This window comes from Methylobacterium sp. Leaf456, assembly GCF_001425465.1.
Lineage (GTDB): Bacteria > Pseudomonadota > Alphaproteobacteria > Rhizobiales > Beijerinckiaceae > Methylobacterium.
The window spans coordinates 14,519-26,253 of record NZ_LMQV01000023.1; the positions used below are offsets into that span (position 1 = coordinate 14,519).

Sequence of the window (11,735 nt, forward strand, 5' to 3'; positions counted from 1 at the left end):
GAGAGACCGAGGCATGGACCTGACGACCTCCACCGCCCGCTGGGCCCCGCATATGCTGAGCGTCCTGCGGATCGTGTCGGCGCTGATCTTCATGGCGCACGGCACGCAGAAGATTTTGGGGTTTCCGGCCAGCGCCATGAACCCGGCGATGTTCAGCCTGTCCTGGATCGCGGGCGTGCTCGAACTCGTCGGCGGCGCGCTCCTTCTGATCGGGTTGTTCAGCCGCCCGGTCGCCTTCATCCTGTCCGGCGAGATGGCCTTCGCCTACTTCCTCGCCCACGCGCCCAAGAGCCTCTACCCGGCGCTGAACGGCGGCGACGCGGCGATCCTCTACTGCTTCGTCTTCCTCTACATCGTCTTCGCCGGGCCGGGCCCGTGGAGCGTCGATGCGCAGCGGGCGCGCGGGCGATACTGAGGCGGGTAAGGCCATGCCGGACAATCAGGAAGCCGGCTTGGCCAAACGCTGCGCCGAGCCGCGTCGGCAATTTTATGAGGCCTTCGACGATCCTCGGTCACCGATCCCGGCCGAGGAGGTTTTCGGTGAGCTGCGCACCCACATCGCCAGGGACCGGAAGGCCGACGAGCGTGGCGCTTAGGACATCGTCCAGCGCGCCGCCCAGGCGGACCTGAACTAATCCCACTCACCCCGGCGGCGTCGCGCCCGCCACCTCGGCGCGGTTGCCCGGTGCTTCGCTGCCGCGCTCGGGCACGGCGGAGTCGGGGTAGCGCTTGCGGTACTCGGTGAGGAAGGCGGCGAGCGTTTCCGCCTTGGTCGCCTTGAGCGCGGCGTCGCGGAAGGCAGGGCTGCGGGCGGCGTCGGGGCGGGTCAGCATGGCGAAGGTGCGGGCGTCCGCGCTCTCGGCCATCAGCCCCGAGAACTTCGCCTTCAGCCGCTCCAGCCCCAGGCCCTCGCCCGCGAGCCCGTAGGCGATGGCCGCGCGGATCACGTCGGCCTGCGCCGCCTCGTCGAGCGGCTTGCCCGAGCGCCAGACCGGCCCGAGCAGCAGCTCGTGCGCCTCGCCGGCCTCGCGCCAGCGCCGGGCCGACCACAGGATGTCGGCGCGCAGGCGCTCGGCATCGGTGCCGGTCTCACCCTCGACGGTTTCGAGCGCCAGATCGGTGCGCGACAGGTCGGACAGGGCGCGGGCGCGCAGCAGGGCGCGGGCGCGGCGCACGTCCTCGGGCAGGCCGGGCTGATGGGTGGCGTCGAGGGTCGCCATCGCCTCCAGCGGCTTGCCCTCCATCAGCCGGATCGTGGCGAGCCGGGCCGAGACCGAGGCGCGGGCCGGGCCGGTGAGGCGGTGCTCGATCTGGTATTGCAGCAGCTCGTCGGCCGAATCGAGCAGGTCGAGGGCGACCAGCCGGTCGGCGAGGCGGCGCACGATCTCGTCGGCCCGCCGCCCCGGCGGGGCGAAATCCTTGAAGTCGAAGTAGAGCGCCAGCGCCTCGACGCCGTTGAGCTTTTCCCCGCGGACGCCGAGAAAGAGGTCCTCGAACACCCGCTGGGCCTGCTCGTGCAGCGAGCGGATCGCCGACGCGTCGGGCGACAGGACGGAGCCGCGCCGCGCGGTGGTGAAAATCTTGCGCCAGCGCCCGGCCTCCTCGTAAAGGCCGCCGAGGGCAGCCAGCGTGCCGATCTCGGTCGGGCCGCCGTGCCAGAGGAGCTGCAAGCCCTCCAGCCGGTCGATGGCGTCGGGCAGCGTCGTCTTGCCGAGCGTGTGGCCGAGGGTCGCGGCCCGCAGGGTGGCGGCAGCGGCAACCGGCCAGACGGCCTCGTTGCTCAGGGTCTCGTAGGCGGTGAACGCCGCGGTGCCGCGGCCGGTCGCCTCGTCGATGCGGGCGCGCAGCAGGGCCATGCGGTCGCGGATCGTGTCGCTCGCCCCGCGGCCCGCGGCGGAGGAAGCGCGGGCGGCTTCCTCCCAGTCGCCGAGTTCGACCGCGACCTCCGCGGCGGAGGCGTAGAACAAGGATGCCATCTCGTCGGGATAGCGCCGCAGCACCCCGTTGCCGGCCTGGAACGCGGCGCGGGCGTCGCTCCAGCGCCCGGCTTCGGCGTCGAGCAGGCCGCGCCACAGCCGCGCCTCGGGGTTTGCCGCGAGCGCGGGTGCGGTCAGCAGCGGGCGCGCCTCCGAGAGGCGGCCCATGCGGGTGAGCAGGATGCCGCGCATCAGCAAGGTCAACGGATCGCCCTCGACCACCACGTCGTCGGCGGCCGCCGTCGCCAGCGCGCCGAGCGCCTCCACGGCGAGGCCGTTGGCCATCATGGTCCGGGCCAGCGCGACATGGGCGGCGCCCCGGTCGCGCCGGCTCGCCTCGGTGATCCCGTTCAAGGCCTCGCGCAGGGTGGTGCGGACATCGCCGCGGCGGGCCCGCTCCCAGGCGTCGTTGTCGATGACGAGATCGGACACGGCGCCGACCGGCGGGTCGGCGGGGCGCGGCGGGCCGGACGCCGCGGCGACGTTGTCCGAGCCCGACACCGCCATGCCGCCCTCGCGTCCGATCGCGACGGCGTCGAGATCGGGCTGGACGGTGAGGTCGTCGGCGAGCGCCAGCACCGCGAGCCCGACCCGGCTCGGGATCAGCTCGAACTCGACGAAGCGCTGCGCCTTGGCGACCGCCGCCCGCTTCATCCCGTCGGCGGTGACGACGGCGATGCGCTCACCGTCGAGATCGAGCCAGCCCGCCGGGCCGACGCCGGGCAGGGGGACAGCGATACCGATGCGCTCGCGCTGGCCCTGGCGCCGCTGCGCGGTCAGGCTCTCGCTCGGCACCGTGCCGTCGCGCGAGACCAGCTCCCAGCCGTCCGGCTCGGTGACGGGAAACAGATCGACGAGGCGGCCCGCGGGCTTGGCGAAGCGCAGGACCGTGAAGCCGCCGCTGCGGGACGGCTCGCCGAGCGGAGCCAGATCGGCTGAGGCCTTGGTCGGCATCGCGACCGGGTCGGTCGTGGCGAAGATCAGGGTGACGACGCCGCCGCGCTCGAACAGGGCCGCCGGCACCCGCTTGCGGAACGGGAAGACGAGGCCGGCCCCGGCCTTGGGCAGAGCCGGCTCGGCGGCGCGGGGCGGCGCGGCGACGGGGGCCGGTGTCGTCTCCGCGGCTTTCACTGGCGCGGCGGTCGCCGCCGGGGCAGGGGAGGGGGCCGGGACCGTGGGGAGTTCGGTCGCGGGAAGCGGCTTCGTCAGGAAATCGAGGGTGACGACATCGCCGTCGCGGGCGGTCGAGACGGCCACGCCCTCGGCCGGCGTGACGAGGACGTGCGCTTCCTTATCATCCGCATCGATGGCGACGCGGCCGAGCGCCGGGTCGAAGCGTCCGCGCAGGCTGCGGTCGTCGATGCGCCACGCCCCCGGCAGCGTCAGCCGGGTGGACTTTTCCTGCGGGCTGAAGGCGGCTTCGGTGCCTTCGGGCAGGCTGAGGCTGAGCCGCGTGCGCAGGGCGTTGTGCGACAGTTCCAGCGTGAGCGGGCGCCGCACCGGCGCGGGTGTGCGGGCCTTGAGCTGGGCCTCCGCCGCGGCGGCCCGGCGGATCAGGTCGGCCACCACTTCCGGCGGCAGCGGCGGCGGAAAACCGCTCCAGCTCTCGGGCAGGAGGTCGATGAAGACCTGCTCGGCGGCGTCCTGCACGTTGATGCGGTAGCCGCGCTGGAGCGCGAGCCGCATCGCCGCGCCGTCGGGATCGCGCCGCACCGCCGAGACGTAATCGGGCATGCCCGCGGCGATCTTTTCGGGGCCGGCGGAGACCGCCTCGCCGAAGCCGAGCACCAGCACGGTGCCGGATTGCCGGGCCTTGACCGAGACCGGCGTGTCGAAGGTGAGGACGATGCGGCCGTAGCCCTCGGCCTGGTTGCCCTTGGCGGAGAGGAGCTTGGCCGCTTCGGCGTCGAGCGCGGTGAGGCCGAGGGTGCTCAGGCCGAGGCCGAGCGCGAGCCCGGCCCGCAGGACCGTTCCAAGACCCGGCACCCGACCGGACCGTCCCGCCATCGCCCCCGCCCATACTCGCGGCGGCCCCGACCCCACCCGGGCCCGCGCCGCCGAACGCCACTCGTGCCGGGCACTCTCGCGCAACGCGGTGAATGGGCGCTTAAGGTAGCGACCGACTACGAGGCCTTGCGCAACACGAGACCGGGAATGCTGGTGCCCTTCTCGCCGAACAGCTCGGCCGCCTTGCGGCAGCTCTCATCGACGTTCTTCCGGTAGGCCTCGGTGTAGCTCATGCTGCGCATCAGCAATTCGCCCTTCGAGATCGCGTCGATCTCGACGCCCATGGCGGCGACGACCGCCTTGAAGCGCTCGTAATCGGGCTGAACGTCCTTGCAGGACTCGCCGACGAAGCGGATCAGCCCGGCGAGCTTGGCCGCGTTGGCCTGCTGGCGGTTCGGTTCGGGCGGGGGCGCTTCCGTCGGCGCGCCGGCGGGGGCTTCCTTCGGGGTCTCTTGGGCGCCTGCCGCCAGCGGCAGCGCGAGCAGGAGGGCCGCGGCGACGGCGCGATGTCTCATGGGGTGTTCCTCTCCTCGAGCCCGCCCGATCATGTCGCGTCGGATCGCGGCTCTCATCTGACATCGGGATGACCGCCTTCGTCGAATCGGCGGGTCGGCGCCTCGGCGGCTTCGATCCGGCCATCCCGGTTGCGCCCCATGTGCCAAGATCGGACCGGCTTGGCGAGGGGCGAGCCCCGGAGCGGCGGCTTAGGAATGGCTCAGAAAGCCTGTCCTCACCCGTCGCGGCGCCCGCTCAGCCGACGTTGAGCCGCCGCCCGCGGTTCCAGGCCACGAACGGCACGCCGGAGAGAAGGCTCGCGAGCGCCGCGTCGGTCTGGTGCAGCCCGTTGACCGAGACCCGCGGCAGGGCGTGGGGATGGGCGGCGTGCCCGGCGAAGAGGTGGCCCGGCCGCGTCGTCACCGCCGTGGCGAAGCCGAGATCGCGGGCCAGCGCGAAGTCGCGGGGGCCCGCCGAGGTCGGATCGCCCACGGGATAGGAGAGGTGGCGCACGCAGCGGCCGGTCTCGGTCTCGATCCGGGCCCGGCTCTCGGCCATCTCGCGGCGGGCGGTGGCGGCATCGTGCTTGGCGAGCATCGGGTGCGAGAGCGTGTGCGCGCCGAGCGTCACGGCGGGGTCGCGACCGAGCGCCCGCAGCTCGTCCCAGGTTAGGCACAGTTCTTCCGCGACCGCGCCCGGTACGAGGCCGGCGCGGCGGCACAATCCGGCGATTTCATCCAAGAGAACCTCTTCGGGCCCGGCCCGCAGCGCCCGGTAGGCGGCCTCGAACGCGACGCTCTTCTCCGCCGCGTCCCGCGCCGGGCAATCGAGGCCGCCGGCCAGGGTCACCCGGTCGAGGCGGGCGACGGCGCGTTCCAGTTCGATCCACCACAGGCGCCCGCGCTGGTCGGCGAAGTCGCCCGTGACGAACAGGGTCCAGGGCGCGCCGTGGCGGGTCAGCACCGGCCGGGCGTGGACGACGTTGTCGCGGTAGCCGTCGTCGAACGTCAGCACCGCGAAGGGGCTGCCGGGTGCGGGATCGGCGAGGCGATCGGGCACGTCGTCGAGGCCGACGATCGCGAAGCCGCTCTGCCTGAGGGCGGTCAGCGTCCGGTCGAGGAAGGCCGGGGTGATCGACAAGAGCGCGTTCGGCGCGAAGGGCTCGGGCGGCTCCGGCCGGACATGGTGGAAGGTGAGGATGACCCCGCGTCCGCGGGCGAGGGGGCTCAGCCAGCGGTCGGCGCCGAGCGCGGTGATCGCGGCGAATCCGGCGCGGAACAGGCGATGGCGAGAGGCGGACATGCTGCGCATCGTACGGCCAGCCCGACAAGCATTCGTTACCCATCGCGACAGATCGGTTGCGCGCATCAACCGGCGCTTGAGGGAGTCCGGGCGAGGGTTCGGGCCTCCGCGTCGTGGGCGCAGCCGGGATCGCACGTCATGACGGCACTCGCCGAGAACCTGGGTCGGGCCGCGCTCGACGGGGCCGCCGCCCGCGGCACCCTCACGGTCGAGATTGTTTCGGATTTGGCGGCGGCGGAGGCCGCATGGCGCGCGTTGGAGGCCGATCCGGCGGCGCTGATGACGCCCTATCAGCGCTTCGACTGGGTCGCGGCCTATGCCGGCGCCGGGATCGCGGCCGAGACGCTGGTCCTGATCCTGAAGGATGAGGCGGCCCGGCCGCGCCTGCTGATCCCGCTCGCGGTCGGACGGCTGGGAGGCTTGCGGATCGCGCGGGTGACCGGGGATCGCCACGCCAACTTCCACATGCCGCTCTTCGCATCCCGCGAGGCGGCGTCGATGCGCCCGGAGGAGCTGGCCGAGGCGCTGGTGCGGGCCGGGCGCCAAGTCGGGATCGACGCGTTCCGTTTCACCAACCAGCCGCGCTTCTGGGACGGGGTGCCGAACCCGCTGAGCCATCGCGGCCAACCGGCCCCGAGCGACGCCTACGGCCTGTTGCTCGGCCCCGACGCGGAGGCGACGCTCAAGCGCGTCTTCAGCGGTGATGCCCGCAAGAAAGTGCGGGCCAAGGAGCGCAAGCTGGTCGAGGCGCTGGGGCCGGTGCGCCACCGCGTCGCCGCGACCGCAGCGGAGGTGCAAGACATCCAGGCGGCGTTCTACGCGCAGAAGGCCGCCCGCTTCGCGGCGCTCGGTGTGCCGGACGCCTATGCCGAGCCGGCGGTGCGCCGCTTCGTCGCCGCCGCGACCCTACCGGCCGACGGGCGCGGCCCGGCGATCGAGGTGCATGCGCTGGAGACCGAATCCGCCCGGGTTCTCGCGACCTTCGGCGGCGCGGTCGATGCCAACCGCTTCTGCGGGATGTGGACCTCGTTCGACACCGATCCGGAACTCGGCCGCTTCAGCCCCGGCGAGATCCTGCTGCACCGCCTGATCGGCGACCAGTCGGCCCGCGGCCGCCGGGCGCTCGACCTCGGCGTCGGCGAGGCGAGCTACAAGGCCAAGACCTGCGACGAGACCATCGAACTCGTGGAATCGGTGGTGCCGGTGAGCGCGGCGGGCCATCTTTACGCGGTTGTCGCGGGGAGCGCGGTGCGGCTGAAGCACCGGATCAAGCGCTCGCCAAGGTTGTTCGCGGTGGCGAAGCGGCTGCGGACGATGCGGCGGGGGTGAAGCGCATCCCCTCTCCCCGCCGTGCCGGGAGAGGGGGGGAAAGCGGCTGAACCGGTGGCGCTTCAGCCGTATCGATCCGCGCCGCTCAAGCCGACAGGCGCAGCGGCGTCTCCTCCAGCCGCTCGTCGCGCGGCGCCCGGCGCGGGGCGGTCTCGCGGTCCTGGGCGACGAGCACCTGGGCGGCGCCGGTTTCGCGGGCGAGGCCGTAGAGGGTGACGAGCGCGGGGTCGTCGGGGGCTTCGTTCGAGGCGATGACGATCGAGTCGGCGCAGGGGCCGCAGGCCGAGATCAGATCGCCGGCCTCAAGGGTCGCGGCGTCGAGGCGGCACAGCACCCAGTCATAGCTCTGCGTCATGGCGTTGAGGGCGATGGCGAGCGCCTGCGGTTCCTCCACGAGCACCTCGCGTTCGGTGAGGCCGCGGCGGATGGTGTGAAGGCGCGAGCCGCGTACCGGCTGGATCACGTCGAGGAAGGCGGCCTCGCCCGCGACCAGATCGGTCAGGCCGGGGCCGGACAGACCGCCGGGCGCGCCGTTGACATCGACCAAGAGGGTGCGGGCGCGGGGGCTCAGGGTGCGGGCGAGTTCGGTGGTGAGGCCGGATTCCGCGCGGCCCGACTCGGTCTCGACCACCAGGATGCAGGTGCCCTCACCGGCTTTGCCCGTGCCGAGGCGCTCGATCAGCCGGTCGAGGTCGATCGCGCCGGCCGGACGCGCACTGGCGAGCGGGGCGACCGGAGCGAGCCCCTGGGCGCCGCCGAAGATGGGCTGGTGGACGGTGGCGGTCGCCCGCAGCGAGTGGGCGAAGGCGAGCGCCGGGGCGAACCGCTCGGCGGCAGAGGCCGGCATCGGCGGGGCCTCGGGGGCGCGGCGGCGCGGGCCTTCCGGCTCGGGGAAGTGGTCCGGCGGCAGCTCGTCCTCCGCCTCGAACCGGACGGGCCGGGGCGCGGGCGGGTTCTTGAGAAGGTGGCGGCCAATGACGGCCGCCGAGGACAGCAGGAAGGCGAGCAGTGTCGCGAAGGCGACGATCGGCACCTTTTTGGGGAACGAGGGCAGCTCCGGCGTCACCGCGCGGGAGACCACGCGGGCGTCGGCCGGCGTCGCGCTCTCGGCGTCGCGGGCTGCGGCCTCGCGGTAGCGCGAGAGGTAGGATTCGAGCTGCTCGCGCTGCGACTTCGCCTCGCGCTCCAGGGCGCGGAGCTGCACCTCGCTGGTGTTGCCCTTGGCGACCACGTCCTGCTGGCCATCGACGGCCGCCTGCAGGCTCTCGACGCGGGCGCCCGCGATCTTGGCGTCGTTCTCGAGGGTGCGGACGACGCGCTCGGCCGCTGCCTTGATCTGGGTCTCCAGGTCCTGGACCTGGGCGGTCAGCTCCTTGATGCGCGGATGCGCCGGCAGCAGCGTGCGCGATTCGAGCGCGAGCTGGGCGCGCAGCGTCATGCGGCTCTCGACGGTGCGCCGGATCAGCTCGTTGTTGGCGACATCCGGGATCTCGAACGCCCGCCCGTCCTTGATCATGTCCTTGAGGAGCTTGGCCCGCGCGGCGAGGTCCGCCTTGATGGTGCGGGCCTGCGTCAACTGGCTCGACAGCTCCGAGAGCTGCTGGGCCGAGAGCGGCTGACTCGCGGCCGAGCCGGTGCCGATCAGCCCGTTCTGGGCGCGGAACGACTCGACCTTGGCCTCGGCCTCGGCCACCCGCGCCCGCAGGGTCTCGATGTTGTTGCCGAGCCACGTCGAGGCGTAGCGCGCGGTGTCGACGGAGGCGGCGGCGAGCGAGGCGAGGTAGAGGTCGGCCACCGTGTTGGCGCCGCGGGCGGCGAGTTCCGGATCGCGCGACTTGAACTCGATGGCGAGGATGCGCGACTTGCCGACCGGATAGACCAGCAGGCGCTCCAGATAGTTGTCGAGCACCCGGTCTTCCGGCGAGCGCTCCATCGGCGAGGCGGTGACGCCAAGCAGCATCAGGGCGCTCTGGACCGGCGACACGCCCCCCGCCTGCGGATCGAATTCCGGGTTGCCGACGAGCTTCAGGCTGCGGATCGCCTGACGGGCGAGATCGCGCGACATCGCCACCTGCACTTGGCTCGCCACCGCCTGCTCGTCGATCGGCTGGATCGGCTCGCCGCGCTCGGCCGCGGTGCGGGCAAACGCCGGGTCGCGGCTCTCCAGCAGCACCTTGGCCTCGCCGGTGTAGCGCGGCGCGACGACCTGCACGAAGACGCCCGCACCGAGTGCAACGGCGAGCGTCGGCACCGCGATCCAGGCCCAGGAGCGGCCGAGCACCGAGAACATCTGCGTCACCGACAGCCCGTCCCCGGCGGCGTGGGAACGCTCGTTGAAGGCGGCGGGGTCGGTCGGCGGCCTGAGGCGAGGCATGGGCAGTCTTCACGCAGAGCAGGGCCGGGATCGAGGCAATCGACCCCTCTTGCCTCAATAGAACCTGTTAAGGTTTCTCGCAGGTTAAGGCATTCCGCTCATGCGCCGTCTTCGTTCGGCACGTCAGAGTTCATTAACCATGGCGGTTTAGACGAGAGGAGAGATTCACCATAACGGCGATGACGATGCATCGGCGCGCATTCCTCTTCGGCCTCCCGACCGTGCTGGCGCTCGGCGGCTGCCTGCGTCCGGACTACCGGACGGCCGACCTCGACGCCACCGGCACCGGCTCCATCGGCAGCCGCTACACGCTGGCCGCGGGCGACAAGCTGCGGGTCATCGTCTTCGGGCAGGACAACCTGTCCAACATCTACGCGGTCGATGGAGCAGGGCGCATCGCCATGCCGCTGATCGGCACGGTGCAGGTCGGCGGGCAGAGCACGGCGCAGGCCGCGCGGACGATCGAGGGCAAGCTCTCGACGGGCTACGTGCGCGAGCCGCACGTCACCGTCGAGGTCGATGCCTACCGGCCGTTCTACATCCTCGGCGAGGTCACGACCTCGGGCCAGTACCCCTACGTCAACGGCATGACGGTGGAATCGGCGGTCGCCATCGCGGCGGGCTTCGGGCCCCGCGCCGCCCGCGACTACGCCGTGCTGACCCGCGACGGGCCGGGCGGCCTCATCAACGGCATCGTGCCGATGTCCTACCCGGTGCGCCCCGGCGACACGATCGTCGTCAAGGAACGGTTTTTTTAGGAGTCGGGTCGGTCGGCCTGAGATCGTTCACGGACGCCTAACCCAACCGTACAAAACACGGTCGCAATGGCCCCCGGCGGTCGGTGAGTCGGCATTGCGCCGGTTCCCTTAACCCGCCGCTGACCCCTCGCGCGCAATTCTCCCGGCTATCGGGCGCCCGTTTCGGGACCGCCCTCCGCGGAGATTGCTCCACCGTGGTCGCTTCCCTCGCTCCCGGCCTCGCGCCGCCCCGCCCGGTTTCCGAGCCGCTCGCGCTCGATCTACCGGGGCCCTGCCGGACCGGGCAGAGCCTGCGCATCCTCCACGTCTTCCGCGCGCCCGTCGGCGGATTGTTTCGGCACGTCGTCGATCTCACCCGCATCCAGGCGGCAGCGGGGCACCGGGTCGGCATCGTCTGCGACGCCAACACCGGCGGCGAGAGGGCCGAGCAGGCGCTCGCCGACCTCGCGCCGCATCTGGCGCTCGGTGTCGTGCGGCTGCCGATGCGGCGCAACCCGCACCCCTCCGACCTCGCGGCGCTGATGGGCGTGCGCGAACGCGTGCGGGCGGTCGGTGCCGACGTGCTGCACGGCCACGGCGCCAAGGGCGGCGTCTACGCCCGGCTCTGCCCCGTCTCGGACGGGCTGATCCGCGCCTACACGCCCCACGGCGGCAGCTACAACTATCGCCCCGGCACGATGCTGCACCGGCTCTACATGGGCATCGAACGGCAGCTCGTCCGCGCGACCGACGTCTTCCTGTTCGAGAGCGAGTTCGTGGCCTCGCGCCACCGCACCTATGCGGGCGGGCCGGTCCGCCTCGCGCGCATCGTCCACAACGGCATCGCCGAGGCCGAGTTCGAGCCCGTCGGCACCGTCGCGGCGGCGTTCGACCTCGTCTATGTCGGCGAATTGCGCGAGGCCAAGGGCCTGCCGTTCCTGCTGCAGGCGCTCTCGCGGCTCAAGGCCGAGGGCCGTCGCCTGCGGCTGCTGATGGTCGGCTCGGGGCCCGACACCGACAGCCTCACGCGGCTGGCCGACGAACTCGGCGTGCGGGACGCCATCGCCTTCGAGCCGCCCCAGCCGATCCGGCCGGTGCTCGGCCGCGGCCGGCTCATGGTGGTGCCGTCTCTGGCCGAGTCGCTGCCCTACGTGGTGTTGGAAGCGGCGGCCGCCTGCCAGCCGCTGGTGGCGACCAATGTCGGCGGCATCCCCGAGATCTTCGGCGCTTTCGCGGGCAGCCTCGTGCCGCCGCGCGATGTCGGGGCGCTCAGCGGAGCCATCGCCCGCATCCTCGACGAGCCGGCGGAGGTCCGCGATGGCCGGGCCAAGGCGCTGAGCGACTCGGTGCGCGCCCGCTTCTCGATGAACCGCATGGGGGCCGACGTGCTGTGCGGCTACGCCGCCGCGCTGGCGTCCCGCCCCGCCGTGGCGCAACCCGCCCCCGCCACGGCCTGACCCACCTAGAGCATCGGCCCGAAAGGTGGTCGCCGGCTTTCGAAAAAAAGCCGATGCG

General features: G+C 72.6%; 9 protein-coding genes. 5 read left to right on the forward strand and 4 right to left on the reverse strand.

What is annotated here, in order from left to right; translation table 11 throughout:
• The first annotated feature begins 13 nt into the window (after positions 1 to 13).
• Both ASG52_RS13600 and ASG52_RS13605 read left to right on the forward strand, forming a co-directional pair.
• Complete coding sequence (locus tag ASG52_RS13600; RefSeq protein WP_056243902.1) at positions 14 to 415, forward strand: DoxX family protein; 402 nt, start codon at positions 14 to 16, stop codon at positions 413 to 415.
• 13 nt (positions 416 to 428) lie between these two features.
• Positions 429 to 596: a hypothetical protein gene (locus ASG52_RS13605; RefSeq protein WP_156383962.1), complete on the forward strand. Its 168-nt coding sequence runs from the start codon at positions 429 to 431 to the stop codon at positions 594 to 596.
• Between the two features lie 45 nt (positions 597 to 641).
• On the opposite strand, the gene ASG52_RS13610 is transcribed toward ASG52_RS13605, so the two are convergent.
• The 3 genes from ASG52_RS13610 to ASG52_RS13620 form a co-directional block, all read right to left on the reverse strand.
• Positions 642 to 3,983, reverse strand: a complete 3,342-nt coding sequence (locus ASG52_RS13610; protein WP_056243908.1) for a tetratricopeptide repeat protein — start codon at positions 3,981 to 3,983, stop codon at positions 642 to 644.
• Between the two features lie 116 nt (positions 3,984 to 4,099).
• Positions 4,100 to 4,498 (reverse strand): hypothetical protein, encoded by a 399-nt coding sequence (locus tag ASG52_RS13615; RefSeq protein WP_056243911.1) that lies wholly within the window; start codon positions 4,496 to 4,498, stop codon positions 4,100 to 4,102.
• A gap of 235 nt (positions 4,499 to 4,733) precedes the next feature.
• Entirely contained in the window at positions 4,734 to 5,780 is a 1,047-nt protein-coding gene (locus tag ASG52_RS13620) for a polysaccharide deacetylase family protein (RefSeq protein WP_056243913.1), read from the reverse strand.
• A 138-nt stretch (positions 5,781 to 5,918) separates the two neighbouring features.
• Here ASG52_RS13620 and ASG52_RS13625 point away from each other — a divergent pair, with 138 nt between their 5' ends.
• Positions 5,919 to 7,109 (forward strand): GNAT family N-acetyltransferase, encoded by a 1,191-nt coding sequence (locus ASG52_RS13625; RefSeq protein ID WP_056243915.1) that lies wholly within the window; start codon positions 5,919 to 5,921, stop codon positions 7,107 to 7,109.
• An 85-nt stretch (positions 7,110 to 7,194) separates the two neighbouring features.
• On the opposite strand, the gene ASG52_RS13630 is transcribed toward ASG52_RS13625, so the two are convergent.
• Positions 7,195 to 9,483, reverse strand: coding sequence for a GumC family protein (locus ASG52_RS13630; protein ID WP_056243917.1), 2,289 nt, complete (start codon positions 9,481 to 9,483; stop codon positions 7,195 to 7,197).
• A gap of 179 nt (positions 9,484 to 9,662) precedes the next feature.
• On the opposite strand from ASG52_RS13630, the gene ASG52_RS13635 reads away from it, so the two are divergent.
• On the forward strand, positions 9,663 to 10,241 hold the full coding sequence (locus ASG52_RS13635; protein ID WP_056243920.1) for a polysaccharide biosynthesis/export family protein: 579 nt from the start codon (positions 9,663 to 9,665) through the stop codon (positions 10,239 to 10,241).
• A 194-nt stretch (positions 10,242 to 10,435) separates the two neighbouring features.
• Positions 10,436 to 11,677, forward strand: coding sequence for a glycosyltransferase family 4 protein (locus tag ASG52_RS13640; RefSeq protein ID WP_056243922.1), 1,242 nt, complete (start codon positions 10,436 to 10,438; stop codon positions 11,675 to 11,677).
• Positions 11,678 to 11,735: the final 58 nt, after the last annotated feature.

Excerpts from the sequence above, each read along its gene's own strand:
- ASG52_RS13625 (WP_056243915.1), top strand. The coding sequence starts at position 5,919 with ATGACGGCACTCGCCGAGAACCTGGGTCGGGCCGCGCTCGACGGGGCC.
- ASG52_RS13615 (WP_056243911.1), bottom strand. The coding sequence starts at position 4,498 with ATGAGACATCGCGCCGTCGCCGCGGCCCTCCTGCTCGCGCTGCCGCTG.
- ASG52_RS13610 (WP_056243908.1), bottom strand. The coding sequence starts at position 3,983 with ATGGCGGGACGGTCCGGTCGGGTGCCGGGTCTTGGAACGGTCCTGCGG.
- ASG52_RS13605 (WP_156383962.1), top strand. The coding sequence starts at position 429 with ATGCCGGACAATCAGGAAGCCGGCTTGGCCAAACGCTGCGCCGAGCCG.
- ASG52_RS13600 (WP_056243902.1), top strand. The coding sequence starts at position 14 with ATGGACCTGACGACCTCCACCGCCCGCTGGGCCCCGCATATGCTGAGC.
- ASG52_RS13635 (WP_056243920.1), top strand. The coding sequence starts at position 9,663 with ATGACGATGCATCGGCGCGCATTCCTCTTCGGCCTCCCGACCGTGCTG.
- ASG52_RS13620 (WP_056243913.1), bottom strand. The coding sequence starts at position 5,780 with ATGTCCGCCTCTCGCCATCGCCTGTTCCGCGCCGGATTCGCCGCGATC.
- ASG52_RS13630 (WP_056243917.1), bottom strand. The coding sequence starts at position 9,483 with ATGCCTCGCCTCAGGCCGCCGACCGACCCCGCCGCCTTCAACGAGCGT.